This window comes from Telmatospirillum siberiense (assembly GCF_002845745.1).
In the GTDB taxonomy this organism is placed as follows: Bacteria; Pseudomonadota; Alphaproteobacteria; order Rhodospirillales; family Magnetospirillaceae; genus Telmatospirillum; species Telmatospirillum siberiense.
This window is the reverse complement of record NZ_PIUM01000003.1, coordinates 110,649-133,722: the sequence shown is the minus strand read 5'-3', so window position 1 is coordinate 133,722 and position 23,074 is coordinate 110,649. Positions and strand designations below refer to the sequence as shown.

Here is a 23,074-nt window from a genome sequence, read left to right as displayed (position 1 = left end):
GTATTTTGCGCGGTTTGCTACGCTTTTTGATTAACTGTGCGGTTGTTATCGTCCTCCTCACCGCCGGTTCGTCGGCATATGCCCAGGCTGGCGGATCCGTCCACCAGATCATGGTGCAGGGCAACCAACGTGTCGAAGAGGAAACGGTCCGCTCCTATATGGCGCTGGCGGCAGGTGACAGCTTCGACGAAACGAAGATCGATAAATCCTTGAAAAGCCTGTTCGCCACCGGTCTGTTTGCCGATGTGTCGATCCGGCGCGAGGGTGACGGGCTGGTGGTGAGGGTGGTCGAAAATCCGATCATCAACCGCTTGGCCTTCGAGGGAAACAAGCGCGTCAAAAGCGAACAGCTGCAAACGGAAGTGCAGTTGAAAACGCGAAGCGTCTACACCCGAACCAAGGTGCAGGCCGACGTCAAGCGCATCCTCGACATCTATCGCCGCAATGGCCGGTTCGCCGCGACGGTCGATCCGAAGATCATCGAGTTGCCGCAGAACCGCGTCGATCTGGTTTTCGAGATCAACGAAGGGCCGCCGACTTATGTTCGCCGCATCAATTTCGTCGGCAACAAGATCTATACGGATAATGCGCTGCGCGAGAATTTGCAGACGAAGGAGGAACGCTGGTATCGTTTCCTCACGTCCGACGATACCTATGATCCGGACCGGGTGAACTACGACCGCGAACTGCTGCGCCGTTTCTATTTGAAGAATGGCTATGCCGATTTCCGGGTGGTCTCGACCGTGGCGGAACTGAGCCCCGACCGCGAGAGCTTCTTCATCACCTATACGTTGGAGGAGGGGCTGCGCTATAAGCTGGGTAAGATCAGCGTCAAGAGCGCCATCAAGGATCTGAAGGCAGAGGAACTCGAACCGGTGGTCCAGAATCTGGAGACCGGGGACTGGTACAATGCCGACGAGGTCGAATCGACCATCCAGGCCCTGACCGACGCCGTCGGAACCAAGGGCTATGCCTTCGTCGATGTCAGGCCGGTGCTCAATCGTCATCGCGAAGACCACACCATTGATATTCTGTTCGATGTGCAGGAAGGTCCGCGCGTGTTCGTCGAGCGCGTCGACATCCAGGGCAACGTGCGCACCTTGGATAAGGTGATACGCCGCGAGTTCCGTCTGGTCGAGGGTGACGCCTTCAACACGGCGAAGCTGCGCCGGTCGCGCGAACGCATCAAGGATCTCAACTTCTTCGACAAGGCCGAGGTGACCAACGTTCCGTCGGATACGGCTCCTGACAGGACGGTGATCAAGGTGGATGTCACCGAGAAATCGACCGGTGAGCTGTCCTTCGGTGTCGGTTGGTCAAGCGCGGTCGGAGCCTTGCTCAATGTGGGCGCCACCGAACGCAATCTTCTGGGACGCGGTCAGACTCTCAGCATCAACGCCCAATTGGCGCAAAAGCAGACGTCGGTCAGTCTTGGTTTCACGGAGCCCTATTTCCTTGATCGCCATCTGGCCGCCGGTTTCGATCTCTTTGCCGTCACCAACAGCAACCAGACCTACGTTACCTATGACGTGAAGACGGTTGGCTTCGATCTCCGGACCGGCTGGGCCTACAACGAATATTTGAGCCATAGCTGGAAATACACCGGCAGCATGACCACGGTTGACAATATTCAGGACGGCTCGTCCCAGTACATCTACCAACAGAAGGGGACCAGTACCCTGTCCTCGGTCGGCCATACCCTGCTTTATGATCGCCGCGACAGCAAAATCGATCCGACGTCCGGTTATTACCTGCGCGGCGGAAACGAGTTTGCCGGTGTTGGTGGAACCGAGCGTTTCGTCCGCAACAGTGTCGGCGCCGGCCAGTATTTCAAACTGGACGACCAGACCGTGCTGATGCTGTCGCTCACCGCCGGCGAGATGTTCAGTTGGGATGGGTCGACGATCCGGATCAACGAGCGTTATTACCTGGGTGGCGATACTTTGCGCGGCTTCCGTGACGCCGGCGTAAGCCCCCGCGATGCTTCGACCAACGACGCCATCGGTGGTATGTGGGATGCCGTGCAAACCACGGAAGTCCGGTTCCCGCTGGGCCTGCCGAAGGAATTGGCCGTACAGGGCAAGTTGTTCGCCGACGTCGGTACCATCGGTCCGACCGATTCCAATATCGCCAAGAGCGGCGTAAATGAAACCAGTGCTCCGCGTGCGTCGATCGGCACTGGTGTGGTTTGGCGTTCCCCGATGGGGCCGATCAATATTGATCTTGGTTTGCCGGTACTCAAGCAGTCGCACGATCAGATGCAGATATTCCGGCTTAATTTCGGTACGAGGTTCTAAAGATGTTCGTTTCGTCGATGTCTCGACTGTTTGTTTGCGGCGGATTGGTTGCCGCTTTGGTGGGGGTCTCTCAATCACCGGCGTTCGCCCAGGCGGCGGACGGCGGAGCTGCGGCTCCCGCCCCCGCCACGGCTCCCGTCGCGGCCGCCATGCCATCGCCGGTGATCGCCATCATCGACGTCGATCAAATTCTGCAGGAGTCCATGGCGGCCAAGGGTGTTCGCGGCCAGGCCGACAAATACCAGCAGACCTTCCAGAACGAGATGAGCAAGGAAGAGGCGACCTTGCGCAGCACGCAGCAGGATATCGATCAGCAGCGTAAGACCTTGTCGCAGGACGCCTTTGCCGAGAAGGCCCGCGCCTTCGATGCCAGCGTCGCCGAGTTTCAGCGTAAAGGCTTGGCCCGTCGCAAGGCTTTCGACAAATCGTTCAACACGGCGATGGGACAGGTCCAGCAGGCCATGCTCGAGGCGACCCAGCAGATTGCCTCCCGTCATGGCGCCACGGTGGTTCTGCCGCGCAGTCAGGTGGTGCTGTTCGATGACAAGATGAACATCACCAAGGAAATCATCGGGGCGATGGATAAGAAATTGCCGCACGTTGATTTCCCTGCGCCGAAGGTGGAGGCCGAGAGCGGTCCCACGGGCAGCGGCAAGAAGTCTCAGTAAGCAATGGCCGATCCTCGCTTTTTCGCCAAGGTGGGGCCTTTCACCTTGGCGGAGCTGGCCCAGCGGTGCGGCGCCGAATTGGCCGCAGGGGCGGATCCGGGGAAGACGGTGGTTGATGTGGCGCCGCTTGATGCCGCAGGCGGTGATCATATTTCGTTTCTCGACAATAAAAAGTATGTCGAGGCGTTCACCGTCAGTCGGGCCGGCGCCTGTCTGGTCCATCCCAGCATGGCGTCGAAGGCGCCCGCCGGAATGGCCTTGTTGCTGTCTTCCGATCCTTATCGCGCCTATGCCATGGTGGCGGCCGCCTTCTATCCGCCACCGGTGGTGGAGCCCGGAGTCGCCCCGGGGGCGCATGTCGATTCGACTGCGGTTCTGGGCGCGGGCGTGCGCGTCGAGGCGGGCGCGGTTATCGGAGCCCGGGCTGAAATCGGCGCGGGCAGCCTGATCGGTCCCAATGCGGTGATCGGTGCCGGCGTCGTCTTGGGTGAGAACTGTATCATCGGGGCGAATGCGACCGTCAGTCACGCCATCGTCGGTCGTCGGGTCAATATCTATCCCGGCGTCAGGATCGGTCAGGACGGTTTCGGCTTTTCCATGGGGGCGGCTGGGCATTTGAAGGTGCCTCAGCTCGGTCGGGTTCTCATCGAGGACGACGTCGAAATCGGCGCCAATGCGACCATCGATCGCGGGGCCGGGCCGGACACCGTCATCGGTGCAGGAAGTAAGATTGATAATCTGGTCCAAATCGGGCACAACGTGCGACTCGGACGTGGGTGTGTCCTCGTTGCGTTGGTTGGCATTTCCGGAAGCGCGCGCCTCGACGACTTCGTCGTCGTTGGCGGGCAGGTGGGAATCGCCGGCCATTTGCACATCGGCGCCGGGGTGCAAATCGCCGCTCAAAGCGGGGTCATGCGCGATATTGAGAAAGGGCAGACCGTCGGCGGTGCCCCTGCCGTGCCTATGACGGAATGGCTTCGGCAATGCGCCGTTCTGGGTCAATTGGCCCGCAAGAAGGGTCGATAGTGGGATGAGCGGGATGGATACCGTGGAAAATCGAACCACCAAGGAAATCGATATCAACCGGGTCATGCAAATGATCCCGCATCGCTATCCTTTTCTGATGGTCGACAAAGTGATCAATGTGATCCCGGATCATTCGGCGACCGGGATCAAGAACGTGACCGCCTCGGAGCCCCACTTTCAGGGTCATTTTCCGCAACGTCCGATCATGCCGGGCGTGCTGATCATCGAATCGATGGCGCAAACGGCGGCGGTTCTGGTGGTTGAAACGCTGGGGCCGCGGGCCGAAGGAAAGCTCGTCTACTTCATGTCGGTTGATAACGCGCGGTTCCGCAAGCCAGTGGTTCCCGGCGATACCCTTTACGTCCATGTCGAGAAGGAGCGTAGCCGCGGCAATGTTTGGCGTTTCCGCGGAGAAGCGAGGGTCGATGGCAATCTGATGGCCGAAGCGACCTATGCCGCGATGATAATGGATAGCTAGATGGCCAGCATTCATCCCACTGCCATCGTCGCCTCCGGCGCCCGTATTGCCGAGAGCGCCGAGATCGGACCTTATTGTGTGATCGGCGGACAGGTCGAGATCGGCCCGGAGGTGCGTCTGGTCTCCCATGTTGTGGTCGACGGCATCACCAGCATCGGCGAGGGGACCGTGGTCTATCCCTTCTCCTCGCTCGGCCACCGTCCGCAGGATCTGAAATATAAAGGCGAACCCAGCCGTTTGGTGATCGGCAAGCACAATCAGATTCGCGAAAACGTCACGATGAATCCCGGTACGGAAGGTGGCGGGATGGTGACCTCGGTGGGCGACAGCGGCCTGTTCATGGTCGGCGCCCATGTCGCCCATGACTGCCAGGTCGGCAACGGCGTCATTTTCGCCAACAATGCGACGTTGGGCGGACATGTGCAGGTCGGTGATTTTGTCGTCCTTGGCGGTCTGTCCGCCGTCCATCAGTTCGTTCGCATCGGTCGCCATGTGATGGTGGGCGGCATGTCGGGTGTCGAGAACGACATTATTCCCTATGCGACGGTGACCGGTAACCGGGCCCATCTGTCCGGTCTCAATCTGATCGGCCTGAAGCGTCGGGGCTATTCGCGCGAGGATATCCACGCGCTCCGAAATGCCTATCGCCTGCTGTTCGCGCCCGAAGGAACCTTGGCCGAGCGCATCGAGGAGGTGTCCAGCCAGTTCCGAGGCGTGGCGCCGGTTTTGGAAATCCTTGATTTCATGACCGTCGATAGCTCGCGCGCCATCTGCCAACCGAAGTCCGAGGCGGCCGTCTGAGAGCGGCCAAGCCGGCGTTAAGGGCCTTGTGATACATAGAGGCGAGGTCCTTAAGCCCCAGGCGGCGTGAAAACGTCTTAAACCTTAGGGCCTTGGGGGCGTACTTGCCGCTTCTGCTGGTCTTGCGGCGAAAAACGGTATGGGACATGGCTGCTAAACTCGGCATCATCGCGGGTGGGGGGACTTTACCGGCCCGTTTGGCGGCGCGGGCCATGGAGGACGGGCGCGAGGTCTTTATTCTCGCCATCACCGGCCATGCCCGGGCGGAGACGCTGGAAAATCTTCCGCAGGCCTGGATTCGTATGGGCGAAGCCGGGCGTGGCATCGAAATCCTTCATCAAGAGGGTGTTGTGGATCTCGTCATGGCGGGACCGGTACGCCGGCCGAGCTTGCGCGATTTGCGTCCCGATTGGCGAACCACCCGGTTTTTCGCGCGGCTGGGTTTGCGTGCCCTGGGCGACGACGGTTTGTTGAAGACCATCATCGGTGAGTTGGAAGACGAGGGATTTCACGTCATCGGTTTGCACGACATTCTGGGCGATGCCCTGGCGGACGCCGGTGTGTGGGGGGCCGTCATGCCTGATGACCAAGCCCGGGCCGATATCTCGCATGGCCTGAAGGTCGCTCGCGGGCTGGGCGAGCTGGATGTCGGCCAGTCCGTGGTGGTCCAGCAGGGTATCGTGCTGGGGGTCGAGGCGGTCGAAGGAACCGATGCCTTGTTGCGACGCGTCGGGGAGCTTCGCCGGGCCGGTGGCGGCGGGGTTCTGGTCAAAATCAGCAAACCCGGGCAGGAGCGGCGGGTGGATCTGCCGACCATCGGCATCCAGACGGTGAGGAACTCCGCCGCCGCCGGTTTGGTGGGGATCGCCGTCGAGGCCGGATCGACGGTCGTCGTCGATCGCGACGGAGTGATTGACGCCGCCGACGCCGCCGGGCTGTTCGTCTGCGGCATGACGGCGGGCGGGGAATGAACGATCCGCTGATTTATTTGATCGCCGGCGAGCCGTCCGGAGACCTTCTGGCCGCACGGTTGATGGTGGCGCTCAAAGAGATGACCGGCGGACGAGTCCGTTTCGCCGGTATCGGCGGCGAGGCCATGCGGGAACAGGGGATGGAAAGCCTTTTTCCGCAAGCCGATCTGGCGGTGATGGGACTGGCGGAGGTATTGCCGCGGATTCCCAAAATCCTCCGTCGTCTCAACCAGACCCTGGCCGATATCGCCGAACGGAACCCGGCGGCGGTGGTTACCGTCGACAGTTGGGGGTTCACCGGACGCGTAGCCAAGCGGCTGCGGGCGGGCGGATCGAGCGTTCCGCGTATTCATTACGTGGCGCCCATGGTCTGGGCTTGGAAGGAAAAGCGCAACCTGCAATTGGCCGGACGGGTCGATTTGCTTCTGTGCCTGCTGCCCGAAGAGCCGGCCTATTTCACCAAAGTGGGGCTGCGCGCGGTGCATGTCGGTCACGCCGTTCTTGAAAGCGGCGCCGGGCATGGAAACGGGGCGGCATTCCGGGAACGTCATGGAATAGCGCCCGAGACCCCTTTACTATGCGTACTTCCCGGCAGCCGGCGCTCCGAGACATCGCGTCTGCTGCCGGTTTTTACCGAGACGGTGGCCCTTCTGGCGGCGCACAGGCCGGAGTTGCAGGTCGTGGTCCCCACCGTCGATACGGTGGCCGAGGAGGTGCGCCGGGCCGTCTGGCCGGTGCCCGCGCTCGTGGTGCGCGGAGCGGGGGAGCGTTATGATGCCTTCGCCGCCTGCCAGGCGGCCCTGGCGGCATCGGGAACCGTGGCTTTGGAATTGGCCTTGGCCCGGTTGCCGATGGTGATCGGTTATCGTCTGAATCGCCTGACCGCCATGATCGCCCGTCGTTTGATCAAGATACCCTTTGTCTGTCTGATCAACTTGCTGGCGGGCCGCATGGTGGTTCCCGAGTTGCTTCTGGACGACTGTCGTTCCGACCGGCTGGCCTTTCATCTGACCGGCCTGCTGGATGATCCGGCCGTGCGTCAGGCCCAATTGGACGGGGCCGCGGAGGCGTTGGAACGTCTTGGCCTGGGCGGAGATACGCCCAGCCGCCGGGCGGCTTCGGAAATTCTCTCTGTGATCAAGAAGAAAGGGCCCGCCTCATGACCGCTCCCGCTTTTCGCATGCTCCATACGATGATCCGCGTGCGCGATCTCGATAAATCCATCGATTTCTACGCCCGTCTCCTCGGGATGCGGGTGTTGCGGCGTAACGATTACCCCGACGGCAAGTTCACTTTGGCCTTCGTCGGTTACGGCGATGAGGACAACAACACGGTGATCGAACTGACCCACAATTGGGATCAGCCCGCGCCTTATGAAATCGGCAGCGGTTTCGGTCATCTCGCCCTCGGCGTGCCGGATATTTATAAGACGTGTGAAGTCTTGGCTGCGAATGGCGCCAAGATCACCAGGGCGCCGGGGCCGATGAAGCATGGAACCACCGTCATCGCCTTCATCGAGGATCCCGACGGTTACAAGATCGAACTGATCGAAAAGAAGTAAGGTTTGGGGCGAAAGTATCGCCCTAAACCCTTCAAGCCTTCAGGCTTGCCTCTTTGACGTCTTCGCGGCCCTTAGCGTCTGGCAAAAAACCAGAGGGCCGTGAGGACGACAACGGCGAGGCTCCGTAATCCCCAGACCATCCACGACTTTTTCGGGGCCGGATTGTCATTGGCCGCGACGAAGCGAAAAGATGGGGACAACGGGGCTGCGCGATGGGCGCGGCCCCGTTCCGAACGTGGCGGATATTCCTGGATCTCACCCACGGGCATGCAGCGGGACATAGTCCCGCAAGGTGGAGCCGGTATAAAGCTGGCGCGGCCGGCCGATCTTCTGGCTGGGATCGCCCACCATCTCGTTCCACTGAGCGACCCAGCCGACGGTGCGGGCCACGGCGAACAGCACCGTGAACATGCTGACCGGGATGCCCATGGCGCGGAAGATGATGCCCGAATAGAAGTCGACGTTCGGATAAAGCTTCTTGTCGACGAAATAGGGGTCTTCCAGCGCGATCCGTTCCAGTTCCATGGCAAGGTCGAGGAGGGGTTCGTCACGCACGCCCAGTTCATCGAGAACTTCGTGACAGGTCCGTTCCATCACCTTGGCGCGGGGGTCGTAGTTCTTGTAGACGCGGTGGCCGAAACCCATCAGGCGGAACGGATCGTTCTTGTCCTTGGCGCGGTCGATGAACTCGGGGATGCGCTCCTTGTGGCCGATCTGGGTCAACATCTGCAGGACGGCCTCGTTGGCGCCGCCATGGGCGGGACCCCACAGCGAGGCGATGCCGGCGGCGATGCAGGCGAAGGGATTGGCTCCCGACGATCCGGCCAGGCGGACCGTCGAGGTCGACGCGTTCTGTTCGTGGTCGGCGTGCAGGATGAGGATGCGCTCCATGGCGCGGGCCAGCACCGGGTTCACCTTGTATTCCTCGCAAGGCGTGGCGAACATCATGTGCAGGAAGTTTTCGGCATAGGACAGATTGTTGCGCGGATAGATGAAGGGCTCGCCGCGGGAATATTTGTAGGCCCAGGCGGCGATGGTCGGCATCTTGGCGATCAACCGGTCGCTGGCGACCATGCGCTGATGCGGGTCGGCGATGTCCAGGCTGTCATGATAGAAGGCCGAGAGCGCGCCGACGACGCCGCACATGACGGCCATCGGATGGGCGTCGCGCCGGAAACCGCGGTAGAACGAGGCGATCTGCTCGTGAACCATCGTATGATTGCGAATATCGCCTTCGAACTTCTTCTTTTGCGCGGCACTCGGCAGTTCGCCCTGCAGCAGCAGGTAACAAACCTCAAGATAATCCGAATGTTCGGCCAATTGGTCGATCGGATAGCCGCGGTGCATCAGCACGCCGGCGTCGCCATCGATGTAGGTGATTTTCGATTCGCAGGAACCGGTGGAGGTGAACCCCGGGTCGTAAGTGAAAAATCCGGTTTCGCCGTAAAGGGATCGGATGTCGATCACCTTCGGGCCGATGCTGCCGGGAAGAAGAGGGAGCTCGTATTTTCGGCCACTGGTGTTGTCGACCAAAGTGACCGTTTCTTTCAACGTGGCGTCCGAAGACTTTACGTTCTGAGTCATGTCGAGCATCCCTTCCTTTTCTTTGAATTGTGAAGCGCGCACCTGCATATAGCGGTCGCGATAGTTATTTATTTCTCCAACCTCTCATAGCACATCCTTGATACGGGCCAGGCTTTCCTCCCGACCAAGAATTCGCATGACTTCGAAGATTGGCGGAGAGACGGTCGATCCGGTCAGGGCGGCCCGCAGCGGTTGCGCGATCTGCCCCAACTTCAATCCCTGCTCCTCGGCAAATCGCCGTGCCTCCTCCTCCAAAGTATCCTGCCGCCAGTTTTGCTGCGCCGCAAGAATTTGTGCGAAGCGGGCGAGGGTATCCCGACCGCCGGCATCCAACAGTTTGGCGGCCTTGTCGTCCAGTGCAAGGGGGCGCGTGCGCAAATAAAAGGCTGCGCTTTCAGTCAGCTCGACCAGAGTCTTGGCGCGCTCCTTCAAACCGCCCATGGCTTGACGCAGCAGATCGGCGTGGCCCGGGTCCACGTCTTGTCCGGTCAATGCGGTCAGTCTGGGGGTGATCAGTTCGACCAGACGCTCGTCGCTGGCCTGGCGCAGATAATGGCCGTTGAGATTGCCCAGCTTGACCATGTCGAAGCGGGACGGGGAGCGGCCAATTCCCGCCAGATCGAACCATTCCATGGCCTGTTCCGTCGAGATGATCTCGTCGTCGCCATGTCCCCATCCGAGGCGCAGCAGATAATTGCGCAGGGCTTCCGGCAGATATCCCATGTCTCGATAGGCCTCGGCCCCCAGGGCGCCGTGGCGCTTGGACAGCTTGGCGCCGTCCGGTCCATGGATCAGGGGAATGTGGGCGAACTCGGGGATATCCCATCCGCAGGCGCGATAAAGCTGAATCTGGCGGAAGGTGTTGGTCAGATGGTCGTCGCCGCGGATCACGTGGGAGACCGACATGTCATGGTCGTCGACCACCACCGAGAGCATATAGGTGGGGGTACCGTCGGCGCGCAGAAGCACCATGTCGTCCAACTGTTCGTTGGCGACGCGGACCTCGCCTTGAACCTTGTCCTGAACCACGGTTTCACCGCTGCGCGGCGCCTTCAGGCGAACGACCGGGGGGACACCCGCCGGCGCCTCGGACGGGTCCTTGTCCCGCCAGCGGCCGTCATAGCGCATGGGAAGGCCTTTCGCCTTCTGTTCGGCGCGCATGGCTTCCAGTTCGGCGGGAGAACAGTAGCAGTGGTAAGCCTTGCCCTCGTCCAAAAGCTGATTGGCCACCTCGGCGTGACGGGCGGCGCGGGAAAATTGGAAGACGGGTTCGGCGTCCCAATCCAGCCCCAGCCATTGCAGACCGTCGAAAATGGCGTCGACGGCGGCCTGGGTAGAGCGGGCGCGATCGGTATCTTCGATGCGCAGCAGGAACTTGCCGCCGTTATGACGGGCGAACAGCCAGTTGAACAGCGCGGTGCGGGCCCCCCCGATATGCAGGAAACCGGTGGGCGATGGAGCGAAGCGTGTGACGACGGGCATAATAATTCAAAAAACCTCTTAATCCGGCGGTTCTGCCGGCGCATGTCTGTAGCATATTCCTATCGCGGTTGCAGCATGGGCTTTGCATCTTGTTCGATCCTTATCCCTTAAGATAACTGAAGTTATTTCGTCCTCTATAGCTATCCGATGCCGTCGGGGCGGGTCGATTGGGGGATGACCGATGGCGAGGAATGAGGCATCTTCCCTGACGTGATCCTTAGATCTGTTCCAATCGGGTTGGCGAGAGATGACGAATTGCGATATCGGACATTCGGTTTGCGCCCATGATTGCCCCAGTACCTGCGCGCTCGACGTCGAGCTGCTTTCCGAGGGGCGGGTCGGGCGACTTCATGGCGCGGAGGGGCATCCCTATCTCGAAGGCGTGATCTGCGCCAAGGTGGCCCGCTATGCCGAACGTGTGCACAATCCCGATCGGCTGAAGACTCCGCTGCGGCGAAGCGGTCCAAAAGGCAGCGGGCAGTTCGTCCCGATCGGTTGGGACGAGGCGCTGGACCTGGTCGCCGAACAGTTCCGCGAAAAAGCCGAGCGCTTCGGTCCCGAGACGGTTTGGCCCTATCAATATGCGGGGACCATGGGGCTGGTGCAGCGTAACGGGATCAAGCGTCTGCGCCATGTCATGGGCTATTCCGACATGCTGGAGACCTTTTGCGTCGCCATCGCCAATGCCGGCTGGCTGGCAGGAAGCGGAGTGCGGCGGGGAATAGACGCCCGCGAAATGGCGGAATCGGAACTGGTCGTCGTTTGGGGGGGCAATCCCGTCCATACCCAGGTCCATGTGATGAACTGGATCCAAAAAGCCCGGCGTGCCAACGGCGCCAAATTGGTGGTGATTGATCCCTATCGGACCCCGACGGCGGATAAGGCCGATCTGCACCTGGCCTTGCGGCCGGGCACCGATGCCGCCCTGGCCTGTGCCGTGATGCATGTCCTGTTTGCCGAAGGGTTGGCCGATCGCGGCTACCTGGCCCGATATACCGATCGTCCGGACGAATTGGAGGCCCATCTTGCGGCCCGCGGTCCCCGATGGGCTTCCGCCATCACCGGCCTGTCGGAAGAGCAGATCGTCACCTTCGCCCGGCTTTACGGCTCGACCAAAAGGAGCTTCCTGCGCATCGGTTACGGATTCACCCGTCAGCGCAATGGAGCGGTGGCCATGCATGCGGTCTCCTGCCTGCCGGCGGTGACCGGCGCCTGGGCGCATCGCGGCGGCGGCGCCCTGTTCGGGCATGGTGAGATCTACGGACTGGACGTGACGCTTCTGCAAGGATTGGATGCCCGCAGGCCGGATGTCCGGGTTCTCGACATGTCGCGCATCGGCCCGGTTCTCACCAACGACCCCAAGGATCTTGCCGGCGGAAGTCCGGTCACCGCCATGCTGGTGCAGAACACCAATCCGGCCGCGGTCGCGCCGGACAGCGCCACGGTGCGGCGCGGGCTATCGCGCGAGGATCTGTTCCTGTGCGTCCATGAACAGGTGATGACCGAAACCGCCCTGATGGCCGACGTGGTGCTTCCCGCGACGACGTTCCTCGAACATGACGACATCTACCAGTCCTCGGGGCACAGTTTCTTACAGGTCGCCCGCGCCGTCATTCCTCCGGTGGGCGACTGCCGGACCAACCATTTCGTCATCTGCGAATTGGCCCGGCGTCTGGGAGCCAGGCATCCGGGTTTCGAGATGACCGAATGGGAATTGATCGAGGCAACGTTGAAGGCCTCGGGAAAGCCTCCCGCCGAGCAAATCCTTCGGCGGCGCGGATTCGACTGCATTCAGGATTTCGAGACCTCCCACTTCCTGACCGGGTTCGGCCACGCCGATGGACGTTTCCATTTCTCCGCCGACTGGGCGGCGCGCGGTCCGGCGCACGAGGGAATGCCGCGATTCCCGGATCAGTTGGAGGTCATCGACCGGGTCACCGACGAAAAGCCGTTTCGGCTGATCGCCGCGCCGGCCCGGCATTTTCTCAACTCGACCTTCACCGAAACGGAAACCTCCCGCCGTCTGCAAAAGCGGCCGACGATCCTGGTTCACGCGAAGATTTGCCAACGGCTGGGCCTGACCGAAGGCACCCTGGTGCAGATTGGCAACGAGCAGGGACGGGTTTTCCTGCATATCCAGCCCGTCGAGGGTTTGGACGAGCGGACGCTGGTGGTGGAAAGCATCTGGCCGGCCAGCGCCTTCGTCGGCGGCGCCGGGATCAATACCCTGGTCAGCGCCGAAGCCGCTTTTCCGGCGGGGGGCGCGGCTTTCCACGATACGGCCGTGTGGCTGAAGGTCGCCTGAACTCGGCGCCGCTCGGGCTCTTAGGATAATCTCATCAGGTGGCAAGCCGCCTGATGGCCCGGGGCGACCGTTCGCAGCGCCGGATTGTCGATGCGGCAGCGCTGCTCGGCATAAGGGCAGCGGGTGTGGAAACGGCATCCGGGCGGCGGCGCGATGGGACTGGGCAGATCGCCTTCGATCTTCAGCGCGTCATCGGCCGACGGCGGGGGATTCCCCGGAATCGCCTGTAGCAAGGCCCTTGTATAGGGATGGGATGGATGGCGCCACAGACTGTCCCGATCGGCGATTTCGACGATCTGACCGAGATACATTACCGCCACCCGGTCGGAAAGATATTCCACCACCGACAGATCATGGCTGATGAACAGAAAGGCTATGTCCGACTGGCGTTGCAGTTCCACCAGAAGATTGAGGATTTGCGCCTGCACCGATACGTCGAGGGCGGAAACCGGTTCATCCAGAACCACCAGTCGAGGGTCAAGCGCCAGGGCCCTGGCGATCCCCAGGCGCTGGCGCTGGCCGCCCGAGAATTCATGGGGATAGCGCTGCGCCGCGTCGGCCGGCAGCCCCACTTTGTCCAGCAGGTCACCGACATGTCGTCGCCGTTCCGCGCGGTCGCCGACGCCATGAATGACAAGCGGCTCGGTCAGCAGTTCGGCCACGGTCCAGCGGGGGGCGAGGGACGAATAAGGGTCCTGGAACACCATCTGCACCTGGCGGCGCACCCCTCGCAATTGCCGCCGTGACAAATGGGTGATGTCGGATCCGGCCAGGCTGATGCTGCCGGCCCGGGGCTCCACCAGCCGTAGAATGGCGCGCGCCAGGGTCGATTTTCCGCAACCGGATTCGCCGACAAGTCCCAGGATCTCTCCCGCTTTCAAGTCGAAGGAAACGCCATCCACCGCATGCACCGGTCCCTCCGCCGTGTCGAACCGCACGGACAGGTCCCGGACGGACAGCAGGGGGTCAGGAGTTGCCAATTCTGCGGATGGCGGGTTCGCGGTCATGAATACCTTCGCTATGGTGGCAGGCGATCCGGCCGCCGGCCTGGTCGATGGATGTCGGGACGGTGCTCCGGCACAGGTCGTCGGCGAACGCGCAGCGGGGGGAGAAGGCGCAGCCGACGGGCATGGCGCCCAGGCCGGGCACCGTGCCGGGGATCTCCATCAGGCGTTCCCGCCGGCCGGAGCCGCCGAGACCGGGGCGGGCGGCAATCAGGCCGCGGGTATAGGGATGCAGGGGATCGGCAAACAGGTCGGCGGCGGTCCGTTCCTCCACCACGCGTCCGGCATACATCACCATGACCCGGTCGGCGTGTTGCCCGACCAGGCCCAGGTCATGGGTGATGAACAGGACGGCGGTGCCGTTTTCCCGCTTCAGCGTGCCGATCAGATCGAGGATCTGCGCCTGGATGGTGACGTCGAGGGCTGTGGTCGGTTCGTCGGCGATCAGAACCGCCGGCGAGCAGGCCAAGGCCATGGCGATCATCACTCGCTGCCGCAGGCCGCCCGACAAGCGGTGCGGATATTCGGCGAAGCGCCGTTCGGCATCGGGAATGCGGACCTTCTCCATCAAGGCGACGGCCCGCGCGCGGGCCGCCCGGCGGCCGCCCCCCTCATGCTCGGTGATGACCTCCATGATCTGTTCCCCGACGGTGAGCACCGGATTGAGCGCGGTCATCGGTTCCTGAAAAATCATGGCGATGCGCGAGCCCCTGAGGGAACGCAAGGTCGGTTCGTCGAGCGTCAGAAGATTGCGGCCTTCGAGAAAAATGCCGTTTCCCTCCATCACCGCCGGCGGCTCCAGCAAACCCAGCAGGGCCAGGGCCGTCAGCGATTTTCCGCAGCCCGATTCGCCGACCAGGGCCAGGGTTTCCCCGGCCTTCAGGGAAAAGGACAAATCGCGGACGGCCGCCAGCCGTCCCCGCGGCGTGGCGAAAGAGATGGAAAGATTCTTGACGTCGAGCAGGCTCATCGCCTTTGCCCCTTGCGGTTGAGCGCGTCATTGAGACCGTCGCCCAGCAGATTGAGCGCCAGGACCGCCGCGAGAATGGCGATGCCGGGGATGGTGGCGACGTACCAGTCGGTGCGGATGACCTCCCGTCCGGCGCCGACCATGCCTCCCCAACTGACCACATTGGGGTCGCCCAATCCCAGGAAGGCCAGCGACGATTCGCTCAGGATGGCGCTGGCCACCAGGATGGACGCCGACACGACGATCGGCGCGAGGACATTGGGCAGGATGTGAAGAAGGATGATGCGCGCGTCCGAGGCCCCAAGGGAAATGGAGGCCTCCACCAGTTCGCTGTGGCGGAGTTTCAGGACCTCGGCGCGGACCAGTCGGGCCAGACCGGGCCAGGCGGTGATTCCGATGGCGCCGGTGATGGTGGCGATGGAAGGCTGCAGGATGGCGACGATGGCCAGAGAAAACAGGAAGGGCGGGATGGTCTGGAACAATTCGGTCAGCCGCATCAGGCCGGCGTCGATGCGACCGCCGTAATAGCCGGACAGGGCGCCGATTCCTATTCCGATGACGAGCGACACCAGGGCGGCGACGACGCCGATGAGCAGCGAAATGCGGGCGCCGTGGAAGATGCCGGCGGCGAGATCGCGTCCCAGCATGTCGGACCCCAACGGAAAGGCGGCGTCGGTTCCGGGATGCAGGAAGGGAGCGGCCACCATGTCGAGAGGGTCGTCGGGATAAAGGGGATGGGCCAGTACCGCCATCGCCAGGATCGCGGCCATCAGGACCAGTCCGCAAAGGGCGGACGGGCGGCGCAGCAGCCGGCGCAACAGGGCGAAGCGGGGATGGCTGCCGGTGCCGTCCGCGGACAGGATCAGGCTGTCGGGGAATGCCATTCAGGACAACTCTATGCGGGGATCGAGCAGCGTATAGATGAGATCGACCGCCAGATTTACAAACACCACGACCAGCGAGGAACAGAACAGGATGCCCAGCAACAAGGCGAGATCGCGGTGAAACAACGCTTCAAAAGCGAGGCGGCCGAGGCCGGGCCAGGAAAACACCGTTTCCACCAGAACGGCGCCGCCGAGAATCGAGCTCAATTGGACGCCCAGGGTGGTGACGACCGGCAGCAGCGCGTTGCGCAGGACGTGGCGGGTGGCGATCCGCCAGGGGCGCACGCCTTTCGCGCGGGCCGTGCGTACGAAGTCGAGGTGGTAAACTTCCAGCATGGAGGCCCGCACCAGGCGGGTATAGATGGCCAGATAGAAAAGTCCGAGGGTGACCGCCGGCAGGACCAGATGGCGGGCGACGTCGCCCGCCAGGGCCCAGCCCCGGTATCCCGCCTCGATGCTGGTCATGCCGCCGATGGGCAGCCAGTCGAGCGCCACGGAAAAGACCATCACCAGCATCACGCCCACCCAGAAAACCGGTGTCGCATAGAACAGCAGCGCCAGGGTGGAGATCACCGTGTCCGCGATCTTTCCGGCGCGGCGGGCGGCCATGAATCCAAGGACGCATCCCAGGCTTACCGCCAGGGCGGTGGAGCTTCCCATCAGCAGGAGGGTGGCGGGCAGGCGTTGGCGCATCAGTTCGGCCACCGGCATGCCTTCGCGGAAGGAATAGCCGAGGTCGAGGGTCAGGAGATGCCCGACATAGCGCAGGAATTGAAGGTAAAGCGGCTGGTCGATGCCGAACTGCTGGCGCAGGGCCGCCATATATTCGGCCGTCGCCGCGCCGGACTCGCCCGCCATCACCTCCGCCGCATCGCCGGGGGCGAGGTGCAGCAGGAAGAAATTGATGGTGGCGATCCCGAGCACGACGATGCCGATCTGCCAAAGACTGCGTCGAAGATAGCGTCGCACGGGAATGTCTAGCCCTTCGCCTTGCCGTCGAACCAGGCGTTCTTCAGGGTGGAGTAAGTCTGGTCGCCTTGACTGACGATATCCCTGAGATTGGCGGCATGGACCGAGAAGAACTGCATCTCGAGCAGCGGCAATGTCGGCAGCTCGGTCAGCACGATCTGCTGGAAACGCTTGAAGTCGGCGACGCGGGCCTCGGGGTTGCCCTCCACCGCGGCGGCCTGGATCAGCCCATCCACCTCGGCATTGCGGTATCCGGACCCGTTGGTCCAGGGGGTCTGCGTTCCCAGCCAACCCGACCAATAGGCGCGCACGACGCCGATCTGGGGATCCGGGAAGGCCGAATTCCACGAGAGCGACAGGTCGAAGTCCCGATCGCCGTAAATTCTTTTGATGAAGGCGGCGGTATCCTGGGAGCGGATGGTCACTTCGACGCCGATTTTGTGCAAGGCCTGCTTGATGAATTCGGCGGTGCGCCGGTAATCGTCGCCGTAAGGCAGATAGTCGTGGGTGATGGCGAAACGCGTACCGTCGGCTCCGCGCTTGAACCCGGCTTCATCGAGCAGTGCCTCGGCCTTCTTGGGATCGAAGGCATATTGCGGCACGGTGGAATCATGGAAAGTCGCCACAGCCGAGGGAACCGGGCTGATGGCCGGCTTTCCGAAGCCGAACCAAACGATCCTGGCCATGGCGTTGCGGTCTATCGCATGGGCCAAAGCCTGGCGAACCCGCTGATGCTTGAGATACTGGTTCTCGACATTGAAATCGAGATAGAGCAGCGGCGAAATCCAGTCATAGCCGCGCCGGTCGATCTTGACGTTCGGCAATTGCGAGAAGCGTTCGACATCGCGCAAGGGAATGGCATTGAAGGGCGCGTACTGGATCTCGCCCTTTTCGACGGCGGCGGCGCGGGCGGCGGGATCGGGAATGATGCGGAACAGGATGCGGTCGAGATAGGGCTTGCCGCTATCCCAATAGTCGGGATTGCGTTCCAGCAGGACATATTCGCCGCGCTTCCATTCCTTGAAGACGAAGGCGCCGGTACCCACCGGTTTGTTGTTGTAGGGACTGCCGAGGATGTCGGTGCCTTCGTAGAGATGACGCGGCAGGATCGGCGCGCCGACGCCGTTCAGCACGGAAAAAATGGGCAGGGACGGCTTGCTGAACTTCAAGACGACGGTGAAGTCGTCGGGCGTTTCCACCGCGCTCACATTTTCGAACAAGGCCTTGTTGCGCGGATGGATCGTCTTCCAGATGTTTTCCAGGGACCATTTCACGTCGGCCGAGGTGAAGGGCTTTCCGTCATGCCATTTGACCCCGTGACGCAGGTGGAAGGTGACCGTCTTGCCGTCGCGGGCCAGATCCCAACTGGTGGCCAGGCAGGGCTGCGGCTTCAGATCGAAATCGTAGTAGACGAGACCATCGAAGATGTTGCCCGCCACCGTCTGGGTCGGCTGGGCCATGTTGTTGGTGGGGGAAAGCGTGACCGGCTCCGGTTGCAGGATGACGCTCAGCGTTCCTCCGGCTTGCGGCTTGTCTTCCGCCCACACCGGCTTGTCCGACCGGATGAAAAGGGCGATGGCCGAACTGGCGGCCAGAAAATGCCGGCGGGAGAGAGTTCTCATTGAGCTTGCTCCAGAGTTTCGGGGGGCTTCTTCGACGAAAAGAGCTGTCGGGCGGGCCGCAGATTGTTTGCGGATGGCCGGCATGGCACCGTCAAATATTACATTTTATATTAGTAATATACACTATGATATACGTGCTGAATTGGATCGGTCAATTCGTTTGGCCGTTCGAGTGTCGTATTTCAAGAGCGACTCTTTGGGCGTGTTTCCTTTTTGGAGATGACTGGAAACGAAAAATCGGTCATCTTCCGAATCCTCGGGTGGTTGCTGCGCGGGCGAAGACCATGGAAGAGGGGGGATCCGGGGGTATCACGGCACTCCTGCAGGCCGAACGCGAGCGCTGGATTCTCTGGTCGCCGGTGGCCCTGGGAAGTGGAATAGCGCTCTATTTCGCGCTGCCTTGCGAACCCTGGCGCTGGGTCGGGCCGCTTTTGCTGGGGCTATGCCTGTCGACGGGTATTGCCGTCAGGCGCCGCCCGCCCTGGCTGCCGGCGTTGGCTTTCGTTTTCGCACTGGCCGGCCTTGGCTTCACCCTGGCCGGCGAGCGAAGCCGCGCCGTGGCGGCACCGGTACTGTCCCATCCGACGCAGGCTATCTCCATCGTGGCGCGGATCACCGAGGTGGAGCCCCTGGAACAGGGCGTGCACCGGTTCGTCCTCGATCGGGTGACTTGGCCGGAACTCCGGGGGACGGGGCCGCTTCCGGTCAGGCTCCGCGTTCGTTTGCGCGAAAGCGGAGGGGAATGGCGTCCCGGTCAGAGAGTGGCCCTGCGCGTCGTCTTGATGCCTCCGCCGGCGCCGGCCTCGCCGGGGGCGTACGATTTCTCCAGACAGGCCTGGTTCCTGGGCATCGGTGCCGTCGGCTACGCGGCCGGGCCGCCCCGCTTGCTGCCGGATGCCGATCAGGGAGAGGGATGGGAGCGGATCCGGTTGTTCATCGCCGGTGTTCGGCGGGATTTGACCGAACGTATCGTCGCCGCCGTGGAAAACGGCGGTCTGGCGCGTGGCGTCGGCTGGGTGGCGGCGGCGCTGATCACCGCCGAGCGGGGGCCGGTGTCGCCGGATCTGCTGCAAGCCTATCGCGATGCCGGATTGGCCCATATCCTGGTTATCGCCGGCATGCATATGAGCATGGTGGCCGGTCTCGTCTTCATGGCGATACGGGGTGGTCTGGCGATGATTCCCTGGATAGCGCTGCGCTATCCCATCAAGAAATGGACGGCGGGCGGGGCGCTTCTGATCACCTTCTGCTACCTGATCATTTCCGGCGCTCCGGTGCCCACGCAGCGGGCCTTCATGATGAACGGCATCGTTCTCGTGGCCATTCTGTTCGATCGCGAGGCGATTTCCCTGCGCTCGATCACCTGGGCGGCGCTGCTGATCCTGCTGTTGCGGCCCGAGGCGTTGATGGGGGCCAGCTTCCAGATGTCCTTCGCCGCCGTCTACGGGCTCATCGCCGGCTATGAGGCGATCGGCCCCGCTTTCGGACGCTGGCGGGCCCGCCATCGGGGCCGCTGGAGCACGCCGTTCTTCTATGTCGCGGGTATCCTGCTGACCACGCAGATCGCCGGAACCGCGACGGCCTTCTATACGATCTTCCATTTCAACAGATACGCCACCTACGGATTGCTGGGCAATTTTCTGGCCGTGCCCGTGGTCGGCTTCTGGGTGATGCCGGCGGCGCTTCTGGCCTTTTGCCTGATGCCTTTCGGACTCGACGCATGGGCATGGTGGTTGATGGGCAGGGGCATCGTGGCCGTCAGCGATATCGCCCAATGGGTTTCCGCCTTGCCCGGGGCCAGCGTCGATCTGCCCGCCATGCCCGTCTCGGCGCTGGTGCTTTTCACCCTGGGCGGCTTCTGGCTGCTGCTCTGGCGGCGGCGCTGGCGACTGTGGGGATTGGCCGGAATGGCCGCCGCGATCGCGCTCTATGCGTTGCATCGGCCGCCCGACGTGCTGATCGCTCCCTCAGGACTGATGATGGCGGGACGGGATGGCGACGGCAGGTTGCTTTTCTCAAGGACGCGGAGCGAGAAGATGCTTCGCGAGACCTGGGTCAGACAGGCCGGTCAGGGAACCGCCGCCGTCTTCTGGCGGGATGGTTCGAAAAACGTGATGACCTGCGACGGGACGGGCTGCGTCTACCGCCGAGAGGCTCATCTGTTGGCATTTCTGTCGCGCCCCGAGAGGTTGCCGGGGGCCGATTGCCGGGGGGGCGAGGTGGTGATCGTGGCGGCACCGGTTGCGCGTGACGTCTGTCCCGGCGGCGGGCGGCTTATCGACGGGGACGCCTTGCGAAGGGGTGGGACGCATGCGTTCTGGTTGGACGCGGAGGGCTGGCGTATCGAGACCGTCGACGACTGGCAGGGGGCGCGTCCCTGGAACCACATCCGGACGCCGATTGGCGGTGAGGATGCTTCTGCTGCCGCATCTTTTGATTAGAGCGCGTTGCGTTTAGATTGAATCGCGCTCGTTAGCCGGAGCGGCGTTTGAGCAATTGAAAAAACGGAGTTTTTTCAGCGTCACGCAAGCCCGGAGCAGTTCAAGCGAAGCGCAAACTGCTCTGGTTCCGTGGAGGTCGGGGAGGATCAGGATTGGGAGGAAAGGGGATGCCTCTTGCCGAAATAATAGGGCTCCACCCCCAGTTCCTTGCCGATATGCTGAATGATGAAAGTGAGCAGGGGCATGGTCACCGGACAGAATTCCATGTGCGAGCCCGTCGTGCTGATCGCCACGACCCGGCAGGAGGCGTCGACAGCGTCAAAGGGGTTCGCGGCCGAGGACAGGGTGATGCCGACCAGTTCGCCGATGGCGAAGGGCGTACCCTGCAGGCACAGGCCGCCGGGAGAGATGTCCCGGACGGGATAAGACGAACCTTCGGGGACCAAGACCAACAGATCACGGCCGAAATGACGACGATGCCGTCGTCGCTCTATGGGCGCGGTCACAATGTGCAATCCTCAAGATGCGACGTGCCGAATTCTTTATAATCGGCTTTGTCACAACAAAAGATTAAACCATGTGTCCGCTTGTCACAAACGATCAAACTGGCCAAGTTTGCCCTTAGACGATGACGTTATCGGAAAAGTCTTTGTCCTCCGTCGAGGGCGCGTCTTTTTTCACTCAATATCGGCGCAACAGCCCAACCAGGCGTCCTTGGACACGCACGCGATCGGGACCAAAGATGCGCGTTTCGTATCTTTGGTTGGCCGGTTCCAGGGCGATGGAGGCGCCTTTGCGGCGCAGCCGTTTCAGGGTGGCTTCGTTCTCATCGACCAGGGCCACGACGATCGAACCGTTATCGGCCGTATCGCAACGGTGGAGGATGACCACGTCACCGTCGAGAATGCCCGCTTCGATCATCGAATCGCCTTCCACCGTCAGGGCATAATGGTCGCCGCTTCCCAGCAGGGTGGATGGAACGCTGATGGTGTTGGAATTATCGCGCAGCGCCTCGATCGGCGTGCCGGCGGCGATTTTTCCATAAAGCGGCAGATCGATGGCGTCGGCCGCCGTTCCGACGGAAGCGCCCGCCAGGGTGGTCTTGAAATCGCCGCGGATGACATTGGGGGAGAACTTCGGCGGTGGCGCGGAGGATGGCTTTTCCGGGGTGTCGCCAAAATTCTCGGGTAGCTTCAACACTTCGATGGCCCGCGCACGATGCGGCAGGCGGCGGATGAAGCCCCGTTCCTCCAGGCCGGTGATCAACCGGTGGATTCCTGATTTTGATTTAAGATCAAGGGCCTCCTTCATTTCGTCGAAGGAGGGGGATACGCCATTGGCCTTCAGTCGCTGATCGATGAAAATAAGCAGCTCATATTGTTTTCGCGTCAGCATCGCACCCTCCGGCCGGCGGGAACCACAAAATATGGAACAAATCCGCAACAAGTTATCTTGTTCTAGTTTAGTTCCCTCTTTCCGTCAAGAGTCCGTTGCCGCAAATATGTCATGGGATGTCCGCCTGAATCAGGCTTCGTCGGCCTGAAAAACGCCTGATTTTCCGCCCGATTTATGAAACAGTCGGATGCCTTCGATGCGCATGGTGCGGTCCGCCGCCTTGCACATGTCGTAGACGGTGAGGGCTGCGACCGACACGGCGGTCAACGCTTCCATCTCGACACCGGTGCGTCCGGTCAATTTGCAGGTGGCGGTGATGTCGACGGCCGATCGTTCGGGGTCGCAAGACAACTCGACGGTGACGTTCGACAGGGCCAGGGGATGGCAGAGCGGGATCAGGTCCGGGGTCCGTTTGGCGCCCATGATGCCGGCCAACTGGGCGACGGCGAGAACGTCGCCCTTTTTCACGCCGCCCCGTTCGATCAAGGCCAAGGTCGCGGGCGCCATGACGATCGAACCCTTGGCGACGGCAACCCTCTCGGTTTCCGCCTTGGCCCCGACATCGACCATGCGCGCATTGCCCTGCCCGTCGAAATGGGTGAGTTCGTTCGCCATG

The 23,074-nt window shown here is 62.1% G+C and carries 20 protein-coding genes; 10 read left to right on the top strand and 10 right to left on the bottom strand.

The window, feature by feature from the left end:
- Nucleotides 1-5 precede the first annotated feature (5 nt).
- The 8 genes from bamA (at nt 6) to gloA (ending at nt 7,802) form a co-directional block, all read left to right on the top strand.
- Nucleotides 6-2,297 (top strand): outer membrane protein assembly factor BamA, encoded by a 2,292-nt coding sequence (bamA, locus tag CWS72_RS04285; RefSeq protein ID WP_274540580.1) that lies wholly within the window; start codon nt 6-8, stop codon nt 2,295-2,297.
- Between the two features lie 17 nt (nt 2,298-2,314).
- Entirely contained in the window at nt 2,315-2,965 is a 651-nt protein-coding gene (locus tag CWS72_RS04280) for an OmpH/Skp family outer membrane protein (RefSeq protein WP_158240505.1), read from the top strand.
- Nucleotides 2,966-2,968: 3 nt separating this feature from the next.
- A complete protein-coding gene (lpxD, locus tag CWS72_RS04275) occupies nt 2,969-3,991 on the top strand; it encodes a UDP-3-O-(3-hydroxymyristoyl)glucosamine N-acyltransferase (protein WP_101249332.1) in 1,023 nt (340 codons plus the stop codon).
- Nucleotides 3,992-4,004: 13 nt separating this feature from the next.
- Complete coding sequence (fabZ, locus tag CWS72_RS04270) at nt 4,005-4,469, top strand: 3-hydroxyacyl-ACP dehydratase FabZ (RefSeq protein WP_101249331.1); 465 nt, start codon at nt 4,005-4,007, stop codon at nt 4,467-4,469.
- A complete protein-coding gene (gene lpxA / locus CWS72_RS04265) occupies nt 4,470-5,270 on the top strand; it encodes an acyl-ACP--UDP-N-acetylglucosamine O-acyltransferase (RefSeq protein ID WP_101249330.1) in 801 nt (266 codons plus the stop codon).
- A gap of 146 nt (nt 5,271-5,416) precedes the next feature.
- Nucleotides 5,417-6,241, top strand: a complete 825-nt coding sequence (locus tag CWS72_RS04260; RefSeq protein WP_101249329.1) for an LpxI family protein — start codon at nt 5,417-5,419, stop codon at nt 6,239-6,241.
- Complete coding sequence (lpxB, locus tag CWS72_RS04255) at nt 6,238-7,404, top strand: lipid-A-disaccharide synthase (RefSeq protein ID WP_101249328.1); 1,167 nt, start codon at nt 6,238-6,240, stop codon at nt 7,402-7,404. Before CWS72_RS04260 ends, lpxB begins: the two co-directional genes overlap by 4 nt.
- Nucleotides 7,401-7,802 (top strand): lactoylglutathione lyase, encoded by a 402-nt coding sequence (gene gloA, locus CWS72_RS04250; RefSeq protein ID WP_101249327.1) that lies wholly within the window; start codon nt 7,401-7,403, stop codon nt 7,800-7,802. Before lpxB ends, gloA begins: the two co-directional genes overlap by 4 nt.
- A 255-nt stretch (nt 7,803-8,057) precedes the next feature.
- On the opposite strand, the gene gltA is transcribed toward gloA, so the two are convergent.
- Both gltA and gltX read right to left on the bottom strand, forming a co-directional pair.
- The gene (gene gltA, locus CWS72_RS04245) at nt 8,058-9,386 is read right to left on the bottom strand and encodes a citrate synthase (protein WP_101249479.1); all 1,329 of its coding nucleotides are present in this window, start codon (nt 9,384-9,386) and stop codon (nt 8,058-8,060) included.
- An 84-nt stretch (nt 9,387-9,470) separates the two neighbouring features.
- A complete protein-coding gene (gltX, locus tag CWS72_RS04240) occupies nt 9,471-10,868 on the bottom strand; it encodes a glutamate--tRNA ligase (RefSeq protein ID WP_101249326.1) in 1,398 nt (465 codons plus the stop codon).
- Between the two features lie 247 nt (nt 10,869-11,115).
- Between gltX and CWS72_RS04235 the strand changes: the two genes are divergently transcribed.
- The gene (locus CWS72_RS04235; RefSeq protein WP_101249325.1) at nt 11,116-13,173 is read left to right on the top strand and encodes a molybdopterin-dependent oxidoreductase; all 2,058 of its coding nucleotides are present in this window, start codon (nt 11,116-11,118) and stop codon (nt 13,171-13,173) included.
- Between the two features lie 20 nt (nt 13,174-13,193).
- Here the strand turns inward: CWS72_RS04235 and CWS72_RS04230 are convergent, their stop codons facing one another.
- The 5 genes from CWS72_RS04230 to CWS72_RS04210 are packed head-to-tail and all read right to left on the bottom strand — an operon-like array spanning nt 13,194 to nt 18,622.
- Nucleotides 13,194-14,180 (bottom strand): ABC transporter ATP-binding protein, encoded by a 987-nt coding sequence (locus CWS72_RS04230; RefSeq protein WP_101249324.1) that lies wholly within the window; start codon nt 14,178-14,180, stop codon nt 13,194-13,196.
- A complete protein-coding gene (locus tag CWS72_RS04225; RefSeq protein WP_101249323.1) occupies nt 14,140-15,147 on the bottom strand; it encodes an ABC transporter ATP-binding protein in 1,008 nt (335 codons plus the stop codon). The genes CWS72_RS04230 and CWS72_RS04225 overlap by 41 nt, the downstream gene beginning before the upstream one ends.
- On the bottom strand, nt 15,144-16,031 hold the full coding sequence (locus tag CWS72_RS04220) for an ABC transporter permease (protein ID WP_101249322.1): 888 nt from the start codon (nt 16,029-16,031) through the stop codon (nt 15,144-15,146). Before CWS72_RS04220 ends, CWS72_RS04225 begins: the two co-directional genes overlap by 4 nt.
- Nucleotides 16,032-17,000, bottom strand: a complete 969-nt coding sequence (locus CWS72_RS04215) for an ABC transporter permease (RefSeq protein WP_101249321.1) — start codon at nt 16,998-17,000, stop codon at nt 16,032-16,034.
- An 8-nt stretch (nt 17,001-17,008) separates the two neighbouring features.
- On the bottom strand, nt 17,009-18,622 hold the full coding sequence (locus CWS72_RS04210) for an ABC transporter substrate-binding protein (protein WP_101249320.1): 1,614 nt from the start codon (nt 18,620-18,622) through the stop codon (nt 17,009-17,011).
- A 260-nt stretch (nt 18,623-18,882) separates the two neighbouring features.
- On the opposite strand from CWS72_RS04210, the gene CWS72_RS04205 reads away from it, so the two are divergent.
- Nucleotides 18,883-21,063: a ComEC/Rec2 family competence protein gene (locus tag CWS72_RS04205; protein ID WP_158240504.1), complete on the top strand. Its 2,181-nt coding sequence runs from the start codon at nt 18,883-18,885 to the stop codon at nt 21,061-21,063.
- Nucleotides 21,064-21,209: 146 nt separating this feature from the next.
- On the opposite strand, the gene CWS72_RS04200 is transcribed toward CWS72_RS04205, so the two are convergent.
- The 3 genes from CWS72_RS04200 to moaC form a co-directional block, all read right to left on the bottom strand.
- Complete coding sequence (locus tag CWS72_RS04200; protein ID WP_158240503.1) at nt 21,210-21,569, bottom strand: PilZ domain-containing protein; 360 nt, start codon at nt 21,567-21,569, stop codon at nt 21,210-21,212.
- Between the two features lie 175 nt (nt 21,570-21,744).
- The gene (gene lexA, locus CWS72_RS04195) at nt 21,745-22,458 is read right to left on the bottom strand and encodes a transcriptional repressor LexA (RefSeq protein WP_101249317.1); all 714 of its coding nucleotides are present in this window, start codon (nt 22,456-22,458) and stop codon (nt 21,745-21,747) included.
- 129 nt (nt 22,459-22,587) lie between these two features.
- Nucleotides 22,588-23,073 (bottom strand): cyclic pyranopterin monophosphate synthase MoaC, encoded by a 486-nt coding sequence (gene moaC, locus CWS72_RS04190; RefSeq protein WP_101249316.1) that lies wholly within the window; start codon nt 23,071-23,073, stop codon nt 22,588-22,590.
- Between the last annotated feature and the right edge of the window lies 1 nt (nt 23,074).

Bases quoted from the DNA above. Each gene is read 5' to 3' on its own strand.
- CWS72_RS04280 (WP_158240505.1), top strand. From the start codon at position 2,315: ATGTCTCGACTGTTTGTTTGCGGCGGATTGGTTGCCGCTTTGGTGGGG.
- lpxD (WP_101249332.1), top strand. From the start codon at position 2,969: ATGGCCGATCCTCGCTTTTTCGCCAAGGTGGGGCCTTTCACCTTGGCG.
- fabZ (WP_101249331.1), top strand. From the start codon at position 4,005: ATGGATACCGTGGAAAATCGAACCACCAAGGAAATCGATATCAACCGG.
- lpxA (WP_101249330.1), top strand. From the start codon at position 4,470: ATGGCCAGCATTCATCCCACTGCCATCGTCGCCTCCGGCGCCCGTATT.
- CWS72_RS04260 (WP_101249329.1), top strand. From the start codon at position 5,417: ATGGCTGCTAAACTCGGCATCATCGCGGGTGGGGGGACTTTACCGGCC.
- lpxB (WP_101249328.1), top strand. From the start codon at position 6,238: ATGAACGATCCGCTGATTTATTTGATCGCCGGCGAGCCGTCCGGAGAC.
- gloA (WP_101249327.1), top strand. From the start codon at position 7,401: ATGACCGCTCCCGCTTTTCGCATGCTCCATACGATGATCCGCGTGCGC.
- gltA (WP_101249479.1), bottom strand. From the start codon at position 9,386: ATGACTCAGAACGTAAAGTCTTCGGACGCCACGTTGAAAGAAACGGTC.
- gltX (WP_101249326.1), bottom strand. From the start codon at position 10,868: ATGCCCGTCGTCACACGCTTCGCTCCATCGCCCACCGGTTTCCTGCAT.
- CWS72_RS04235 (WP_101249325.1), top strand. From the start codon at position 11,116: ATGACGAATTGCGATATCGGACATTCGGTTTGCGCCCATGATTGCCCC.
- CWS72_RS04230 (WP_101249324.1), bottom strand. From the start codon at position 14,180: ATGACCGCGAACCCGCCATCCGCAGAATTGGCAACTCCTGACCCCCTG.
- CWS72_RS04225 (WP_101249323.1), bottom strand. From the start codon at position 15,147: ATGAGCCTGCTCGACGTCAAGAATCTTTCCATCTCTTTCGCCACGCCG.
- CWS72_RS04220 (WP_101249322.1), bottom strand. From the start codon at position 16,031: ATGGCATTCCCCGACAGCCTGATCCTGTCCGCGGACGGCACCGGCAGC.
- CWS72_RS04210 (WP_101249320.1), bottom strand. From the start codon at position 18,622: ATGAGAACTCTCTCCCGCCGGCATTTTCTGGCCGCCAGTTCGGCCATC.
- lexA (WP_101249317.1), bottom strand. From the start codon at position 22,458: ATGCTGACGCGAAAACAATATGAGCTGCTTATTTTCATCGATCAGCGA.
- moaC (WP_101249316.1), bottom strand. From the start codon at position 23,073: ATGGCGAACGAACTCACCCATTTCGACGGGCAGGGCAATGCGCGCATG.